This window comes from Sphingomonas sp. NPDC019816, from assembly GCF_050274375.1.
GTDB lineage: Bacteria > Pseudomonadota > Alphaproteobacteria > Sphingomonadales > Sphingomonadaceae > Sphingomonas.
On record NZ_JBNNOB010000028.1, the window covers coordinates 1 to 17,738 of the forward strand.

Genomic DNA, 17,738 nt, shown 5'->3' on the forward strand with positions numbered 1-17,738 from the left:
GCACCAATACCTCGAACCCGAGCGTGCTGGTCGCCGCTGGCCTGGTCGCCCGCAAGGCGAACGCGCTGGGCCTGAAGCCCAAGCCCTGGGTCAAGACCTCGCTGGCGCCGGGTTCGCAGGTCGTGACCGATTATCTCGACAAGGCGGGCCTGACCGCCGATCTCGACGCGATCGGCTTCAACCTGGTCGGCTATGGCTGCACCACCTGCATCGGCAATTCGGGTCCGCTCGCCGAGCCGATCTCGAAGGCGATCAACGGCAACGACATCGTCGCCGCGAGCGTGTTGTCGGGCAACCGCAACTTCGAAGGCCGCGTGTCGCCCGACGTGCGCGCCAACTTCCTCGCCTCGCCGCCGCTGGTGGTGGCCTATGCGCTGAAGGGCACCGTCACGCAGGACATGCGTGAGACGCCGATCGGCCAGGGCAAGGACGGCCAGGACGTCTATCTGAAGGACATCTGGCCGTCGAACGAGGAAGTCCGTTCGCTGATGGATGCGAACATCGACGACGAGATGTTCCGTTCGCGCTACGGCAACGTCTATGCGGGCGACGCCAAGTGGTCGGCGATCGACGTCACCGGCTCGGACACCTATGCCTGGCCGACCGGCTCGACCTATGTCGCCAACCCGCCCTATTTCGAGGGCATGGAGATGACGCCGAAGCCCGTCACCGACATCATCGAGGCCAAGCCGCTCGCCATCCTGGGCGACTCGATCACGACCGACCACATCAGCCCGGCCGGTTCGATCAAGGCCGACAGCCCCGCAGGCACGTTCCTGCAGGAGCATCAGGTCGCCAAGAAGGACTTCAACTCCTATGGCGCGCGTCGCGGCAACCATGACGTGATGATGCGCGGCACCTTCGCCAACATCCGCATCAAGAACGAGATGGTGCCCGGCGTCGAAGGCGGCATGACGAAGTATGACGGCGAAGTGATGCCGATCTATGACGCCGCCATGCGTCACAAGGCCGACGGCACGCCGCTCGTCATCGTCGCGGGCAAGGAATATGGCACCGGCTCGTCGCGCGACTGGGCGGCGAAGGGCACCAACCTGCTCGGCGTGCGCGCGGTCATCACCGAGAGCTTCGAGCGTATCCACCGCTCGAACCTGGTCGGCATGGGCGTGTTGCCGCTGCAGTTCGCCGAGGGCGTAACCCGCGAGACGCTGAAGCTGGACGGCACCGAGACCTTCACCATCCAGGGCGTGGCGAACCTGCGCCCGCGTCAGGATGTCGAAGTGATCCTGGCCCGCAAGGACGGCTCGACCGAGACCTTCCTGACCAAGTGCCGCATCGATACCGTCAACGAGCTGGAATATTTCCTGAACGGCGGCATCCTGCAGTACGTGCTGCGCAACCTGGCGGCGTAAAGGTCGGCGGCGGAGGCGCCGAAGCATTCGGGGCCTTCGCTTCCCCTTCCTCCCCTGTAAGGGGGACCAGCGAAGCTGGTGGAGGGGTGTCACCCTCTCGATAGCGGGACACCCCTCCGTCAGGGCTTCGCCCTGCCACCTCCCCTGCAAGGGGAGGAAGGGTTGACCTGAAAAAGGGCGGTGGGACTTCGGTCCCGCCGCCCTTTTTCATGCCATGTCGGTACAGTGCCCGCCACGCCGTGGCTTACGCCCTGGCGACGAACCCCCTACTCTTCGCCAAGGGGATAGCGGGCGACAGGGCATGGCATCGGGGGTGGAGCGGCACAGACTGGCAGGGATCGAGGCGTTGCGCGGGGTTGCCGCCATCGCGGTCCTGCTGTGCCATGCCGCCACCCATGTCGATCTCGCGTTCGGTACGCCGACGCTTCGCGCATGGATGCGGCCGGGGCATAACGGCGTCGACCTGTTCTTCGTCCTAAGCGGCTTCCTGTTGCTGCTGATCCACCGCCGCGATGTCGGGCAGCCGCGCCGGGTGCCGCGCTATGCCTGGCGGCGGATCACGCGCATCTATCCGGTCTATTGGACCGCGCTGGCGGCCACGATCGTGATCGGCGTGACGGGAGGGCATGGCTGGCCTTCGCTTTCCCGGCTGACGCTGTCGATTTCGCTATGGCCGACCATCACGGTGCCGCTGCATCCGCTCGCCTGGACGCTGCAATATGAGGTGATGTTCTACGGCCTGTTCACCGTGCTGCTCATCCATCGCCGCTTGGGCCTGATCGTGCTGGCACTCTGGCTGGCAGCCATCGTGATCGCGCAGGTCGTGCCGATCGGTGGCGGGCTGGCGACCAATATCTTCGCGATCGAGTTCTTCTTCGGCATGGCCGTGGCAGAGCGCCTGCATACCCATCCCCCCTCACCCCGGCGCGCGGTGATGATCGCGGGGGCCGGCGCGCTGGTGTTCCTGACCGCCTGGACTGCGGAGGCCATGGGGTGGCTGTATGGCTATGGTGTCGCCGCACGGCTGATTTACGGCTTGTCGGCCGCCGCGCTGATCGGCGGCGCGGCGGGCAGCGAGGGCGCCCTGCACTGGCCGCGCACGCTCGTTCTGTTCGGTCAGGCGTCTTATGCCATTTATCTGTTTCACCTGATCGGGATTGGCATCGCCTGGCAGGTCGGGCTGCGGCTGGGCATCGTGCTGCCACCCATTTTGTGGTTCGCGCTGCTGGTGATCGCCGGTGGCGCGGCCGGCGGCGTGGCGCATATCGTCGTCGAGCGGCCGATCCTGACCCGGATGCGGCGGCGGCCCCCGGCCTAGTTGGAACGCCGCGCCTTGCGCCGCGCCGCGCCGCGTTCCAGCCGGTCGAGCAGCGATTCGATCGACTCATTCTGCGGATCGGGCGGCGGCAGCCTGGCGCCCTTGTCCTCGGCATCCGGCTCGATCATCGGCGCGATCGGCATCGGCTCGCGCGGGACGGCGCGCATTGAATCCGGGTCGAACGCGGCCAGCGGCTGGTCGAGATCGGCGGGCAGGGTCCGCTCCTCCTCGTCCTCGCCGGCCGGTGGTGGCGGTGGCGCACCGAGCTCGGCGGCAAGCAGCGGACGACGCGGCGGCGCATCGGGATGGCGGTCCGAACGGCGCACGGCGGGCACATAATCGTCCTCGTCCTCCGTCGCGGGCCTGCGCGAAGCCAGTAGCCCCCCCTGCCCCCACAACAGATAGGCGGCGGCCCAGATCACCGCGCCCGCCCCCGCCCCCGCGACCAGCGCGAGCAGCAGCCGCGCCTTGGTCCCCAGCGGCGGTCGTGCGGCGGAGAGGATATCGGCCAGCCCCAATTGGGCGACCAGCATCTCCAGCCGCCACACCGGCGCGACCAGAAAGACAAAGGCGATCAGCAGGGCGACCGCCCCGCCGGCCATGGCGGGAAGGAAACGATTCGAAGAGGGCGTGGCGGTGAAGGTCATGGGCGTGTCGTCGCGGCCTTTGCTACCAAGCGCTGGTAAACAGGTTCGTAACGTCGAATGTTCGACGCCCAATCCCGCTCCGTCTCCACGAAATTCCGTCCCGCCTCGCGCCGATCGCCCCAGATGTCGCGGTCGCCGAGCAGCGCGGCCAGCGCGTCGGCCAGCGCCGCCGGGTCGCCGGGCGGAAACAGGGTACCGGTCACGCCGTCGCGGATCAGCTCGCGGTGCCCGCCGACATCGGAGGCCGCCACCAGCCGGCGCTGCGCCATCGCCTCCAGCGGCTTGAGCGGCGTGACGAGATCGGTCAGCCGCATCTTCTTGCGCGGATAGGCAAGGACATCGACCAGTCCATAATATCGCTCCACCTCCTGATGCGGCACGCGCCCGATGAAGCGGATCATGTCCGCCACCGGGGACGCCTCGGCCTGGGCGCGTAGCGCCGCTTCCATCGGGCCGCCGCCGACCATCAGCAACCGCGCGGCGGGCCGCGCCGCCACCAGTCGGGGCATGGCGGCGATCAGGTCGTCCAGCCCCTCATAATCGTAGAAGCTGCCGATGAAGCCGATCACCTCGGCCCCCGCCAGCCCCAGTTCCTTGGCTAGCGTCTCGTCGCGCGGAGGGGACTCGCCGAACAGGGTCAGGTCGACGCCGTTGGGCGAGACGATGACCTTGTCCGCCGCGATCCCCCGCCCGATCAGATCGCCGCGTAAGCCTTCGCAGATGACCGCGATCGCATCGGCCCGCGCGCAGGCCCAGCTTTCGAGCGCGCGGGTGGCGCGGTAGCGCGCGCTTCCCTCGGTGCCGGTACCATTGCCGACCGCCGCATCCTCCCAAAAGGCGCGGATCTCGTAGACCAGCGGCAAGCCGCGCCGCCGCGCCACCGCCCACGCCGCCAGCGCGTTCAGGACCGGCGAATGGGCGTGCAGGACATCGGGCCGAAACGCCTCGACCGCCGCCGTGATCGCACGGACATGCGCGGCAAGCCCCCGCGCCTCGCCGACCAGCCCGTGCGGCATGGCGGCGGGGGTACGGTGGAAGGTCAGGCCATCGATCGTCTCGCAATCCCCGGCCGAGGGGCCCTGGCGCGGCCCGGTGACCGCCGCGACCGCATGCCCGCGCGCCGCTTGCGCCTTCAGGATGGCGCGCGTGCGAAACGTGTATCCGCTTTGCAGCGGCAGGCTATGGTCGAGGATATGCAGGATGCGCATGGGTAACGCCTGTCATGCCAGCCCTTAACGCCGCGTCAACCAGCGGTTTATAAGCAACAATTCGCGCCGTTCGAGAAAGGGAGGGGCAGATGATCGATGGCCTTGCCCTGTTCCTGACGCATAGCTTGATGCTGATCGCCGCGTGGCGCCTGCTCGGCCGGCGCGATCTCGACGACGAAACGGATGCGCCGCCCCCGCGTCGCGGAAGGCGCCGGCCCGATGCGTGACCTGTTTCTGATCGGCTTCCTGTTCAGCCTGTTCGCCATGGGCATGCGCCGGCCCTTCGTGCTGGTCCTCGCCTATATCTATATCGACATCGTCTCGCCGCAGCGGCTGACCTATTATCTGCTCAACTCGGTGCCGATCTCGCTGATCGCGGTGGTATCGGCGGTCGGCGCCTGGGTACTGGTCGATGACAAGCGCGACAGCCGCTTCACGGTGCGACAGGGCGCGATCCTGACGCTGCTGATCTATTGTGGCGTGACGACCTATTTCGGCGCGGATTTTCCGACCGAGGCGCTGCAGAAATGGGACTGGGTGTGGAAGGCGCTGGCATTCGCCGTGTTCCTGCCGCTGACGCTGCGCACGCGCCTTCGGATCGAGGCGCTATTGCTGTTCATGATCCTGTCGCTGGGGTCGATCGTCATCGTCGGCGGGGTCAAGACGATCTTCTCGGGGGGAGGCTATGGCGAGCTGAACCTGATGGTGACGAACAATACCGGCCTGTACGAAGGCAGCATCATCTCCGCCGTGGCCGTGTCCGCGATCCCGATCATCCTATGGCTGGGCGCGCATGGCACCATCTTTCCGCCCGACTGGCGCACGCGGCTCTTTTCCTACGCGCTGGTCTTTGCGTGCCTGCTGATCCCGGTCGGAACGTCGGCGCGCACGGGCCTGTTGTGCATCGGCCTGCTCGGCATCCTGATGCTGCGCGATGTAAAGCGGCGGTTCCTGTATATCGGGCTGGTGGCGGTGGGCGGCATGATCGCGGTGCCCCTGCTCCCCTCCTCCTATACCGAACGGATGAGCACGATCCGCACCTACAAGGGCGACGAATCGGCCTCGACCCGTCTGGCGGTATGGAAATGGACGCTGGACTATGTCGGCTCCAACCCCTTTGGCGGCGGGTTCAACGCCTATCTGCAGAACACACTCAGCTTCGAGCTGACCTCGGTTGAGGGCACCGCGCAGAATTCGACCATCGAGCGGCGCAAGGGCACCGATCGCGGCCGCGCCTATCATTCCAGCTATTTCGAAATGCTGGGCGAACAGGGCTGGCCGGGGTTGTTCCTGTGGCTGGGCCTCAATCTGGCGGGCCTGTTCCGCATGGAGGCGCTGCGCCGCCGCTACCGCGCGGCCGACGACCCGCTGCATTGGGGCGGTACGCTGGCCGGCGCGCTCCAACATGCGCAGCTCGTCTATCTGCTGGGCGGGGCGTTCGTCGGGATCGCGTTCAATCCGTTCCTCTTCCAGCTGATGGCCGCACAGATCGGGCTGGATACCTATCTGTCCCGCCGCACGCGCGAGGCGCGGGTCCAACAGATGCAGCAACGCGTCGATCTGCCGCGCGGATCGCGGGTGGTTTAGGGTGCGATGAGATCAGCTGCTTTTTGGGAAAGCCCCTCCGCTGCAGGGGAAGGGTGATTTCGACTCTATGACGCAAGGATCCCCTTCCACCTACCGGGGAGGATCCTACATCCAGCGGCGCGCGGTGGGGGTAATGCCCGCGCCCAGGATATTGCCGCGCAGGACGATCGGCTCGCCCGACCAGTTGCCGACGAACACCGGCTTGAAATCCGCCCCCGGCGCCAGCCGCGCGCGATTTTTTTCGACCACCAGGCCCGACGAGTCGTTCTTGGCCCCTTCGGGCGCGACGGTGATCAGCGTGGAGTGATTGTCCTTGTCGCGGCCCACGACGAACTCGTTGCCCGCGATGCGCCCCTTCGCGCCGTTGGACAGGTCGATCATATAGTTCGACATATGCCCGTGGCTGTCGTCGAAGCTGCTGTCGAGCACCTCGACCATCGGCGCGCGGCTCTTGACGTAATGGCCGCCCTGCCCGCGCTCGAACCGACAGGCGGTGACGCGCAGCGACCCGTAACGGCCGATATAGATGCCATGCGCGCCGTTCCCCGTGGGGTCATGGCCCAGTCCCGAAAAGGTCGAATGATCGACGCTGATCGTGCCGCTGGGATCCTCGGCCGACAGAATACCCGACTGGCTGTCGAGGAACATCGCGTTGCTGACCGACAAGGGGCCGCGTTCGATGCGGATGCCCGCGCCGTTGCCGTCGCCCACCTCGATATGGCTGAAGACGATGCCCCGCACCTGCGCGCCACGTCCGCGCAGCACCAGGCTGGCCTTGCCTTCGCAGGCGACCCGGGTGAAGATCGTCTTGCCGGGTTCGACCGCGACGAAGCTGATCCGCCCCGCGCTCTGCACGGCGCATTCGCGGTAGGTGCCCGGCGCGATGCGGATTTCCCCCTCGCCGTCGCCGATCGCATTGACCGCATCCTGTAGCGATCCGAAGCCTCGCCCGCCGACCATGAAGGGCTGCACGGCCCCCTGCGCCAGCGCGACGCCGGAGGTCAGACCAAGGAGAAACAGCGGAACCAGACGCATGACATCATCCTGACAGCAAACGGACGCCCCATCCTGCCACGCGCGGTGGCGGGATGCGACGCCCGTGATCGTCCCGTGGCGGGATCAGGCCTCTTCGGTCTCTTCCTCGTCGGCCAGTTCTTCTTCCAGCGCGGTCAGGATCGCCTTGTTGAAGGCGGGAATGTCGTCTGGCTTGCGACTGGTGATCAGGTTGCCGTCGACCACAACCTCCTCGTCCACCACGTCGGCGCCGGCGTTGGACAGATCGGTACGGATCGAGGGAAAGCTGGTCAGGCGGCGGCCGTCGATCACGTCCGCCTCGGCCAGCAGCCACGGGCCATGGCAGATCGCGGCGACGATCTTGTCGTCCTCCATGAATTCGGTGACGATCTCGACCGCGCGCTCGTTCAGGCGCAGCTTGTCCGGGTTGCAGGTGCCGCCGGGGATGACCAGCGCGTCGTAATCGTCGGTATCGACCTCATCGACGGTCAGGTCGGGTGTGGCGGTCTCCGCCTTGTTGATGTCGCCTTCCATGCCCTGGATCGGATCGGACTTGAGCGAAGCCAGCTGCACCTTCGCGCCTGCCTCTTCCAGCGCCTGGCGGGGCTTGAACAGCTCGACGGTCTCGAAACCGTCGGCGGCGAGCATCAGGACGCGTGCCTGGGAAAGATCGGCCATGGGAAAAACTCCTGTCGGGAAATGCCTGGGGGTGGCTCGACCAGAACCCGTGATCGCATCGGCCGTTCCCGGAACGAAGCGACCGGCAACGCATTTGCAAAGGTGACCCGAGGGAGAGCGATGGCAACCCGATTAGTCTTTTGCGATGACAGCAAGCCCGGCATCACCCGCACCAAGGTTCGCGGTGCATGGGCCTATTGGAACGCCAAGGGCGATCGCATCACGGACCGGGACGAGATCGACCGGCTGAACCGCATCGGCCTGCCCCCCGCCTATAAGGACGCCTGGTTCTGCCCGCGCGCCAACGGCCATATCCAAGCGATCGGCTGGGACGAAAAGGGGCGCAAGCAATATCGCTATCACGCCGATTTCCGCGAGGCGCAGGAGGCCGCCAAATATGAACGCTGCGCCGCGTTCGGCCATGCCCTGCCCGCACTGCGCAAACGCGTAGAGGCGGACCTGAAAAGGCGCGGACTGTGCAAGGAACGCGCGGTCGCCGCCGTCGTGCGACTGCTCGACAATGGTCATCTGCGCGTGGGCAACGAAGCCTATGCCGCCACCAACAAGAGTTTCGGTGCGACCACCCTGCGCAAGCGACACGGCCAGGTGAAGGGGACCACGCTGCGGCTGCGCTATCGTGGCAAATCGGGCAAGATGCGCGACATGACCCTGACGGACCGCTCGCTCGCCACCTTCGTCAAGCGTTGTCAGGACCTGGACGAACAGCATCTGTTCGCCTGGCTGGACGAAGAGGGAGAGGCCAATCCGGTGACCTCATCCGACGTCAATGGCTATATCCGCGCGGCGACGGGCTGCGACTTCACCGCCAAGCATTTCCGCACCTGGGCCGCCAGCGTCGCCGCGTTCGAGGCGCTGGCACTGGCCGAGGCGGACCTCAGCCTGAAGGCGATGCTGGAGCCGGTCGTGGAGAAGCTGGGCAATACGCCCGCGATCGCGCGCAAATCCTATGTCCACCCCTCTCTGATCGCGCTCGTAAAGGACGGGCAAGCCGCGTTCCGCCAGAGCCTGCGCCTGCCGCGCGCCCGTGCCGGGCTCAGTCGCATCGAATGCGGGCTGATCGCGTTTCTCGAAGCCGGAACCCCGGCCAGCGAGGCGGCCTGACCGCCCCCGGTTTTCCGCCCCGATTTCCCGCCCCCGATTTCAAGGAGTCCCCATGGCGACGAACAGCACTTCGCCCAAGGCGCCGATCTTCGACGGCTCACGCGTACCCGACCAGGTGGAGAGCATCATCGATGCCACCTATGATTGGGTGCAGGTCTATTGGCTGAAGGTGCTGATCGCGCTGGGCGTGGGGGCGCTGATCGTCGTCGCGCTGCTATGGGTGCGCAAGCTGGGGGACCGGCTCTGCCAAAAACCCGGCTTCGCGGGCGGATGGGGCGTGATCCTGGGTCATGCGATCGCGCGGACGAACATGTTCTTCATCGTCACCCTCGCCGCGCAGCTGGTGTCGGGTTACGCGGGCGCACCGGGCGAGGTCGCGAAGACGATCAATTTCTTCTTCGTCATCGCCAGCGCGTTCCAGACTGCGATCTGGGCGCGCGAGTTGATCCTCGGCACGATCGAACACCGGACCAGTTCGGAACATTATTCGGGCGAGGCGCTGCTATCGGCGATGGGGCTGATCCGGTTGCTGGTGACGGCGGTGCTGTTCGCCATCGCGCTGGTCGTCGTGCTCGACAATCTGGGCGTGAACGTCACCGGCCTCGTCGCGGGTCTGGGCGTCGGCGGTATCGCCATCGGCCTGGCGGCGCAGGGCATCTTCGGCGACCTGTTCGCCGCACTCGCCATCATCTTCGACCGCCCGTTCCGGCGCGGCGACAAGATCAGCTATGACAGCACCAGCGGCATCATCGAATCGATCGGGCTGAAATCGACGCGCATCCGCGCCTTTACCGGTGAGTTGCGGATCATTTCGAACCGCAACCTGCTCGACAAGGAAATCCAGAATACGACGGTGCGCAACCATGTCCGCCTGCAATTGACGATCGGCGTGGCCTATGAAACCCCGCCCGATACGCTGGCCAAGCTGCCCGGCATCCTGACCGAGGTCGTCGAGGCCGAGGGCGCGACCGTCAGCCGCGCCGGCTTCGACAGCTTCGGCGGGTCCAGCCTGGACTTTGCGCTCTGGTTCGACGTGCCCGGCGACGACTGGCCCACCGCGCATGACACGCGCAACCGCGTGCTCGTGTCGATGATGCGGCGCTTCGCGGCCGAGGGGATTTCCATCCCCTATCCCACCCAGACCAACTACACCGCCGCGCCGGACGGCACGCTCATCATGCCTTACCCGAAGGTCCCGGCGGCCGAGGCGCAACAAGCCTGACCATCGCCCCCTCCCTTTCCGCGCGGCAAGGGAGGGGACCCAGCGCTCAGATTCCGCCTTCGTCGAGCGACAGCAGCGTGGCGTTGCCGCCCGCCGAGGTCGTGTCGACCGACACCGCCCGCTCCGCGCAGAAGCGATACAGATAATGCGGCCCGCCCGCCTTCGGGCCCGTGCCCGACAGGCCCTCGCCACCAAAGGGCTGGCTGCCCACCACCGCGCCGATCATCGAGCGGTTGATATAGAGGTTGCCGACCGCCGCCTCGCTCTCGGCGACCTCACCGGCGCGGGCGATGCGGCTGTGCAGGCCCATGGTCAGGCCGTAACCCTTGGCGTTCACCTTGGCGATCGTCTCGGACAGCGTGCCCGCTTCCCAGGTCGCGACATGCAGGATCGGGCCGAACCATTCCTGGGTCAGGTCCTCGACGCGGTCGAGCCGGATCAGCGTCGGCGGCACGAACAGGCCGTCGGCGGGCGCATCGAGGGTCTTGATCGTCTGCGTCACCATCGACGCGCGATAGGCCATCAGCTTGTCATAGGCGGCCTGGTCGATCACCGGCCCGACATCGGTCGCCGGATTGCCGGTCGCGCCCAGCACCAGCGTCTCCAAGGCGCCCTTCAGCATTTCGATGACATTGTCGGCGACATCCGCCTGCACCAGCAGCAGCCGCAGCGCCGAGCAGCGCTGCCCCGCCGAACGGAAGGACGAGGTGATGACGTCCGCCACCACCTGTTCGGGCAGCGCGGTCGAATCGACGATCATCGCATTGATGCCGCCGGTCTCGGCGATCAGCGGCACGATCGGGCGGTCGTCATCCGCCACCAGGGTCCGTGCGATGCGCTTGGCGGTGGCGGTGGAGCCAGTGAAGGCGACGCCCGCGATCCGGTGATCCTCGGTCAGCTTCTGGCCGACATCCGGCCCGCCGACCGCGAGCAGCAGCGCGTCGCGCGGTACGCCCGCGCGGTAGGCCAGCTCGACGGCGGCCTGCGCGATGGCGGGCGTCTGCGGCGCGGGCTTGGCGACGACGGTGTTGCCGGTGACGAGCGCCGCAACCGTCTGGCCCAGGAAGATCGCCAGCGGGAAGTTCCACGGCGCGACCGTCGCCCAGACGCCGCGCCCTTCGAGATGCAGCGTGTTGCGCTCGCCCGTCGGTCCCGGCAGTTCGACCGACCCCAGTCTCGCGCGCGCCTGCTGCGCATAGTAACGGCAGAAATCGGCGGCCTCGCGGACCTCGCCGATCGCGTCGGGAATGGTCTTGAACGCCTCCTGCACCAGGATCGCCATCAGCCGCTCGCGGTCCTGCTCCAACAGGTCGGCGAGCTTTTCCAGCACGCCCGCGCGGGTGTCGAGCGGCGTCGCGTTCCACGCCGGGAAGGCCGCATGCGCACGCGCGACCAGCGACGCGACATCGGCGGTGGCGGCGACCGGCTTCACGGCGGGGGCGTTGACCGCCTTCACCGTCGCGTCGAGCGTCGCAATGTCGCTCAGATCGATGCCGGTCGAGTTGCGATGACCCGGCGCGAACAGGTCAATGGGCAGCGGAATACTCGGGTGGCGCGCCCCGCCCACGGCGGCGATCTTGGCGACCGGATCGGCGAGGATCTCCGCCTCGGTCAGCCGCGCATCGGCCAGCTGGTGGACGAAGCTGGAGTTCGCGCCATTCTCCAGCAACCGACGGACCAGATAGGCCAGCAGGTCGCGGTGCCCGCCGACCGGCGCATAGATGCGGCACTTGTGCCCATGCTCGCGCACCAGCCGCTCGTACAGGCCGTCGCCCATGCCGTGCAGCCGCTGGAACTCGAAATCGTGGCTGTTGCCCGCCCATTCCAAAATGGTCGCGACGGTCAGCGCATTGTGGCTGGCAAAGGCGGGGCGGATATTCTCGGCCGCCAGCATGTCCTTGGCGACCGCCAGATAGGACACGTCGGTCGCCGCCTTGCGGGTGAACAGCGGATAGTCGCCCAGGCCCTCGACCTGGGTGCGCTTGATCTCGCTGTCCCAGTATGCGCCCTTGACCAGCCGGACGTTCATGATCCGGTCGAGGCCATTGGCCCAGGCGATGACCGCGCGGGCACGCTTGCCATAGGCCTGCACCGCCATGCCGAAACCGTCCCAGCCCTTCAGCGCCGGAAGCGCCGCAACGCCGCCGATGATGTCGAGGCTCATCTCCAGCCGCTCGGACTCCTCCGCATCGACGGTCAGGGCGATGCCCTTGTCCGCCGCCTGCCGCGCCAGTTGCGCCAGCATGTCGGTGAGCGCGGGCACGCACTCATAGGCGCGCGGCAGTTCGTAGCGCGGGTGAAGCGCCGACAGCTTGACCGAAATCGAATGCCCCGCCGCCGGGTCCGAGCCCACCGCGTCGATCGCCTTCACATAGGCCTGGAAATAGCGCTCGGCATCCTCATGCGTGCGCGCCGCCTCGCCCAGCATGTCGAAGCTGGCGGTGAAGCCCTTGTTCTCGGGCTTCTTCATGCGGCGCATCGCTTCCTCGATGGTGCGACCCATCACGAAGATCTCGCCCATCATCCGCATCGCGGCGCCGACCGCCTGCCGCACGAACGGCTCGCCCGCGCGCGACAGCAGGCGCTTGAGCGGGCCCGCCTCGCCTTCGCCCACCAGCGCACGGCCGACGACCAGACCCCAGGTGGCCGAGTTGACCAGCTTCGATGCCGAACGCCCGGTATGCGCGCGCCAGTCCGCCTCACCCAGCTTGTCGGCGATGAGCAGGTCCGCCGTCTCGGGATCGGGCACGCGCAGGAACGCCTCGGCGAGGCTGAGCAGCGCGACGCCCTCGGACGAGTTGAGGCGATATTCCTGGAGGAACTGGTTCACCCAGCCGCGATTCTGCGCTGCGCGAAGATCGGCGAGCAGGCCCGAGGCATGGCCCATGATCCGCTCGCGCGCTTCCGGCGTCGCGGCGGCGCGGTCGAGCAGCGGCTTCAGGACATCGGGCTCGGGGGCGCGATACAGCAATTTCATGGTCTTGCGCGCGTCAGCGGTAACGGCAGAGGTCATAGGTCTTCAGGTCCGGTCGGGCGGCCCGCAGGCGGGTCGCAGGGCTATGCTGTGATGGACCAGCGCTTAGCGAGAAATATGGGGATTGGGTATCATTTGATACGAGGTGGGGCGTGGCTCGCGATTGTCATCAGAATTGAAATTTTGATGATATTGGCGTATATCAATTGAAGGCGACGGACATCCGCCTTTCTGTAGAGCCCCGGCTGCTGCAACGGCCGGGGCTCAAATGCCTTTGGGGCCTGGGCTGCAACCCAAGCCCCGCCGGGCACCTTACCTGTTGCGAGCCTCAACGATCTTCACGACCAAGGTCGCGAAGGCGATGATGACGCCCAGGATCAGGCACAGATCGGAGACGGACATTCACGGTCCTTTCTGCGTTCGACGGCGGAAGTGCCGTCGGAGGCTTTGTGGCACATTCCGTCGAGCCGTGTCAGGGGCCTGTCTTGTAGAAAGCCTTTCTACAAGAGTGCTGGCAACCATCCCCGCCCCCGCGTCGTTCTCCCGTCAAACCCCTTGAACAGGAGAGCCATGATGGCCGACGACAGCCCCCAGGAAATCGCCGCCAAGTTCCTCGACAAGCTGAAGGACAGCCCGTTCGTCATGATCGGTCTGAACGACGGTCAGCATTCCGAACCGATGACCGCGCAGATCGATGACGATCAGCCCAACACGCTGTTCTTCTTCGCCGGTCGCGACAACCGTATCGCCAAGGGCGGTGAGGCGATGGCGCAGTTCGTCGGCAAGGGTCACGACTTCTTCGCGTGCCTGTCGGGCCAGGTGACCAGGGACAATGATCCGGCGCAGATCGACAAGCTGTGGAATAATCAGGTCGAGGCCTGGTTCCCGGAAGGAAAATCGGACCCGAACCTGACGCTGCTGCGCTTCGACATCAATTCGGCCGAGCTGTGGGAAACCGACATCTCGCTGTCGGGCCGAGTGAAGATGCTGTTCGGTGGCACGATCCGTTCGGACGAATCGTCCAGCCATGCGGTGGTCGGCTCGGTCGCGTAATCCGCGATTGCCGGAATGGAAAACGCCCGGAGGCCATGGCTTCCGGGCGCTTTTCTATATCCTGACCCTGTCCCCCGCCCCGTTCAGCCTGAGCGTAGTCGAAGGCCAAGGGGAAACCTCCGCCATACGCTTTTGGCTGGGTGCGTCGCGTGGCCTTCGACTACGCTCAGGCTGAACGGAGGGTTGGATTTGCGTTGAGAATTAGGCGTTGGTCTGAATCCACTCCTCGACCACCGGCGCGATGCGGTTGCGCCACTTGGAGCCATTGAAAATGCCGTAATGGCCGACATTCTCGGCCATATAATAACGCTTCTTGTCCTCCGGCAGATTGGTCGCCAGCGTCAGCGCCGCGCGGGTCTGGCCCAGGCCCGAAATATCGTCGCGCTCGCCCTCGATCGCCAGGATGCCGATGTCGGTGATCGCGCCCGGATCGACGCGCTTGCCATGGTGCAGCATCTCGCCCTTGGGCAGCGCATGGCGCTGGAACACCAGTTCGACGGTCTGGAGATAGAATTCCGACGTCATGTCGCACACCGCGCGATATTCGTCATAGAAGCGCTTCGTCGCCTCGGCCCCCTCGTCATCGCCCTGGACCAGATGCTTGAACATCTCCCAGTGCGAAATCATGTGGTTGCCCAGGTTCATCGACATGAACCCGGCCAGCTGCAGGAAGCCCGGATAGACCCGCCGCCCCGCGCCCGGATAGGTCATCGGCACGGTCGCGATCGCGTTCTGCTCGAACCAGGCATGCGGCCGCTCTGTCGCCAGCAGGTTGACGGCGGTCGGCGCCTCGCGCGTATCGACCGGCCCGCCCATCAGGGTCAGCGTGCGCGGGGTGTAGGGATGCTTGTCCGCGCTCATGACACAGGCCGCGACATAGCAGGGCACCGAGGGCTGACACACAGCCAGCATGTGCGCGCCCGGCCCCACTTCGCTCAGGAAATCGATGATGTAATCGACATAATCGTCGAAATCGAACCGCCCCTCCGACAGCGGCACAAGCTTCGCGTCGCGCCAGTCGGTGATATAGACTTCGCAGGTCGGCAGCATCCGCTCGACCGTGCCGCGCAGCAGCGTGGCGTAATGGCCCGACATCGGCGCGACGATCAGCAGGCGCGGGCTGTTCTCGACGCCATCGCGGCGGAAACGCTTGAGCTGACCGAAGGGCTTGCGCGCCACGATCTCCTCATGGACGACCACTTCGCGCCCATCGACGACCGTCTTGGTCAGGCCGAAAGCGGGCTTGCCGCGCGGCGCCGAGGCGTGGGCGAACACCTCCAGCGCCGATCCCATGACCGCGCCGCCGCCGAAATAGGCGAAAGGGTTGGCCGGATTCTGGAGCAGCCCCGCACCGAAATTGGCCAGCGCACTCGCGCCCGCCAGCATCGAGCGTTGCATTTCATAGGCGTCATACAGCATCGTCGATTCCTTCGCGCTCCGCGATCGGGAGCCATGATCACGTTCCACCTACCACGAAACCGTTTGCGCAAGATGACCATAATATGGCGATCCCGTCATATTGCCGTGGTCCGACGCTTTGCATAACGTTCGAAAGCGCCCGAACGATGCGTGGACGCCGTCGCCGGCGTTGAGCCTGCCCCGTAGCGCTGCTAGGCCGCGTGCCATCATGGCCAAATCCGCCGCTGCCCCCAAGCCCGCCGTTCCGCCCAGCCGCCGTCTGAGCAATCTGAAAATGGTCTGGCGCTTCACGCTGCGCTACCCCGCGCATCTGGCGGCGGCCGCGCTGTCGCTGCTGGTCGCCGCCAGCGCGACGTTGTTCATCCCACGCACCTTTCAGAAGGTGATCGATCACGGCTTCGGCCGGATGAGCGATACCGGCAATATCGCGCCCTATTTCCAGGGGCTGCTGGCGGTGGTGCTGGTGCTGGCGATCGCCACCGCCTTCCGCTTCTACTTCGTATCCTGGCTCGGCGAGCGGACGGTGGCGGACATCCGCATCGCGGTGCAGGCCAATCTGCTGCGACTGGCGCCGCGTTACTTCGAAGAGAACCGCCCCTCCGAAATCGCCAGCCGCCTGACCGCCGACACCGCGATCATCGAGCAGGTGGTCGGCTCGACCGTGTCGATCGCGCTGCGCAACATCGTAATCGGGATCGGCGGCACCATCTATCTTTTCGCGCTGTCGCCCAAGCTAACCTTGTCGCTGCTGGTCTGCATCCCGCTGGTCGTACTGCCCATCGTGGTGCTGGGCAAAAAGGTGCGCAGCTATTCGCGCGACAGCCAGGACAAGCTGGCAGAGATCGGCGCGACCGCGGTCGAGACGTTGGGCGCGATGAAGGTCGTCCAGGCGTTCGGACAGGAACGCCGCGAGGCCGAGCGGTTCGAACTGGCGGTCAGCAACGGCTTCGCCACCTCGCGCAAGCGCTTCCTGCTGCGCGCCGTGATGACCGCGATGGTGATCGGGTTGTTCTTTGGCGGGTTGACGCTGCTCCTTTGGGAAGCGGTTGCCGATGTCGCCAGCGGGCGGCTGTCGGGCGGATCGCTGACCGCCTTCGTGGTCACGGGCATGCTGGTCGCCGGCTCGTTCCAGGCGCTGACCGAGGTGTGGGGCGACATATTGCGCGCATCCGGCGCGGCGCAACGGCTGGCCGAGCTGCTCGCCGAACAGCCCGAGATCGCGCCGCCCCCCGCCCCGGCCGTGCTGCCCGTGATCCCGATGGGCGCGCTGCATTTCCAACATGTCGTCTTCCATTATCCGACCCGGCCCGAGGTCGCCGCATTGAACGACTTCTCGCTCGACATCCGCCCCGGCGAAACGGTGGCGGTGGTCGGCCCCTCGGGCGCGGGCAAGTCGACGCTGTTCCAGCTGGCCGAGCGATTCTACGATCCGCAGAGCGGCGATATCTCGCTCGACGGCGTATCATTGCGCGACGCCGATCCGGCGGCGATCCGGGCGCGCATCGCGATGGTGCCGCAGGAGACGGTGATCTTCGGCGCGTCGGCGCGTGACAATCTCCGCTATGGCCGGTGGGAGGCGAGCGACGACGAACTCTGGGCCGCCGCCGAAGCCGCCAACGCCGCCGACTTCCTGCATGGCCTGCCGCAGGGGCTGGACACCTTCCTCGGCGAAGGCGGTGCGCGGCTGTCGGGGGGCCAGCGCCAGCGTATCACCATCGCCCGCGCGCTGCTGCGCGATGCGCCGATCCTGTTGCTCGACGAGGCAACCAGCGCGCTGGATGCCGAGAGCGAGCAGCTGGTGCAGCAGGCACTGGAGCGGTTGATGGCGAACCGCACGACGCTGGTCATCGCGCACCGGCTGGCGACCGTGCGCGCGGCCGAGCGGATCGTGGTGATGGATGGCGGGCGGATCGTCGAACAGGGCCGCCATTCCGAGCTGATCGCCGGCGGCGGGCTGTATGCGCGGCTGGCGAGCCTTCAGTTCCACGATTGATAGAGCCGGTTTAATACCATTCTCAAGGCCATGGCTTCCCTTGACCTTCGACTTCGCTCAGGCTGAACGGAGCGAGGGATTGGTTTACGTGCCAACATCCGTTCAACCTGAGCGTAGTCGAAGGCCACGTTCC

14 protein-coding genes are annotated in these 17,738 nt (G+C 66.4%); 8 read left to right on the forward strand and 6 right to left on the reverse strand.

Features of this window, described 5'->3' with window-relative positions:
- On the forward strand, positions 1-1,370 hold a 1,370-nt coding region (acnA, locus tag ACQKJZ_RS06525), incomplete at its 5' end, for an aconitate hydratase AcnA (protein ID WP_427730445.1).
- Between the two features lie 301 nt (positions 1,371-1,671).
- Complete coding sequence (locus tag ACQKJZ_RS06530) at positions 1,672-2,688, forward strand: acyltransferase family protein (protein WP_427730446.1); 1,017 nt, start codon at positions 1,672-1,674, stop codon at positions 2,686-2,688.
- Here ACQKJZ_RS06530 and ACQKJZ_RS06535 read toward each other — a convergent pair.
- Positions 2,685-3,335, reverse strand: coding sequence for a hypothetical protein (locus tag ACQKJZ_RS06535; RefSeq protein WP_427730447.1), 651 nt, complete (start codon positions 3,333-3,335; stop codon positions 2,685-2,687). The genes ACQKJZ_RS06530 and ACQKJZ_RS06535 overlap by 4 nt on opposite strands.
- Positions 3,332-4,543 carry a TIGR04063 family PEP-CTERM/XrtA system glycosyltransferase gene (locus tag ACQKJZ_RS06540; RefSeq protein WP_427730448.1) on the reverse strand — a complete coding sequence of 404 codons (1,212 nt, stop codon included), beginning with the start codon at positions 4,541-4,543 and terminating at the stop codon, positions 3,332-3,334. The genes ACQKJZ_RS06535 and ACQKJZ_RS06540 overlap by 4 nt, the downstream gene beginning before the upstream one ends.
- An 89-nt stretch (positions 4,544-4,632) precedes the next feature.
- Between ACQKJZ_RS06540 and ACQKJZ_RS06545 the strand changes: the two genes are divergently transcribed.
- Positions 4,633-4,770: a hypothetical protein gene (locus tag ACQKJZ_RS06545; protein WP_312489133.1), complete on the forward strand. Its 138-nt coding sequence runs from the start codon at positions 4,633-4,635 to the stop codon at positions 4,768-4,770.
- A complete protein-coding gene (locus ACQKJZ_RS06550) occupies positions 4,763-6,130 on the forward strand; it encodes a putative O-glycosylation ligase, exosortase A system-associated (RefSeq protein ID WP_427730449.1) in 1,368 nt (455 codons plus the stop codon). The genes ACQKJZ_RS06545 and ACQKJZ_RS06550 overlap by 8 nt, the downstream gene beginning before the upstream one ends.
- A gap of 105 nt (positions 6,131-6,235) precedes the next feature.
- Here the strand turns inward: ACQKJZ_RS06550 and ACQKJZ_RS06555 are convergent, their stop codons facing one another.
- The gene (locus ACQKJZ_RS06555) at positions 6,236-7,165 is read right to left on the reverse strand and encodes a right-handed parallel beta-helix repeat-containing protein (protein ID WP_427730450.1); all 930 of its coding nucleotides are present in this window, start codon (positions 7,163-7,165) and stop codon (positions 6,236-6,238) included.
- Between the two features lie 84 nt (positions 7,166-7,249).
- Positions 7,250-7,822, reverse strand: coding sequence for a type 1 glutamine amidotransferase domain-containing protein (locus ACQKJZ_RS06560; protein WP_312489137.1), 573 nt, complete (start codon positions 7,820-7,822; stop codon positions 7,250-7,252).
- A 120-nt stretch (positions 7,823-7,942) separates the two neighbouring features.
- On the opposite strand from ACQKJZ_RS06560, the gene ACQKJZ_RS06565 reads away from it, so the two are divergent.
- Together ACQKJZ_RS06565 and ACQKJZ_RS06570 are read left to right on the forward strand one after the other, a co-directional pair.
- Positions 7,943-8,944: a DNA topoisomerase IB gene (locus ACQKJZ_RS06565; protein WP_427730451.1), complete on the forward strand. Its 1,002-nt coding sequence runs from the start codon at positions 7,943-7,945 to the stop codon at positions 8,942-8,944.
- A gap of 52 nt (positions 8,945-8,996) precedes the next feature.
- The gene (locus ACQKJZ_RS06570) at positions 8,997-10,166 is read left to right on the forward strand and encodes a mechanosensitive ion channel family protein (RefSeq protein WP_427730452.1); all 1,170 of its coding nucleotides are present in this window, start codon (positions 8,997-8,999) and stop codon (positions 10,164-10,166) included.
- Positions 10,167-10,212: 46 nt separating this feature from the next.
- Here ACQKJZ_RS06570 and ACQKJZ_RS06575 read toward each other — a convergent pair whose 3' ends face one another.
- Positions 10,213-13,143, reverse strand: coding sequence for an L-glutamate gamma-semialdehyde dehydrogenase (locus tag ACQKJZ_RS06575; protein WP_427730465.1), 2,931 nt, complete (start codon positions 13,141-13,143; stop codon positions 10,213-10,215).
- Positions 13,144-13,713: 570 nt separating this feature from the next.
- Here ACQKJZ_RS06575 and ACQKJZ_RS06580 point away from each other — a divergent pair.
- Positions 13,714-14,193, forward strand: a complete 480-nt coding sequence (locus tag ACQKJZ_RS06580) for a pyridoxamine 5'-phosphate oxidase family protein (RefSeq protein ID WP_427730466.1) — start codon at positions 13,714-13,716, stop codon at positions 14,191-14,193.
- 201 nt (positions 14,194-14,394) lie between these two features.
- On the opposite strand, the gene ACQKJZ_RS06585 is transcribed toward ACQKJZ_RS06580, so the two are convergent.
- Positions 14,395-15,612, reverse strand: coding sequence for a polyhydroxyalkanoate depolymerase (locus ACQKJZ_RS06585; RefSeq protein ID WP_427730453.1), 1,218 nt, complete (start codon positions 15,610-15,612; stop codon positions 14,395-14,397).
- Positions 15,613-15,820: 208 nt separating this feature from the next.
- Between ACQKJZ_RS06585 and ACQKJZ_RS06590 the strand changes: the two genes are divergently transcribed.
- Complete coding sequence (locus ACQKJZ_RS06590) at positions 15,821-17,605, forward strand: ABC transporter transmembrane domain-containing protein (RefSeq protein ID WP_427730454.1); 1,785 nt, start codon at positions 15,821-15,823, stop codon at positions 17,603-17,605.
- The last annotated feature ends 133 nt before the right edge of the window (positions 17,606-17,738 follow it).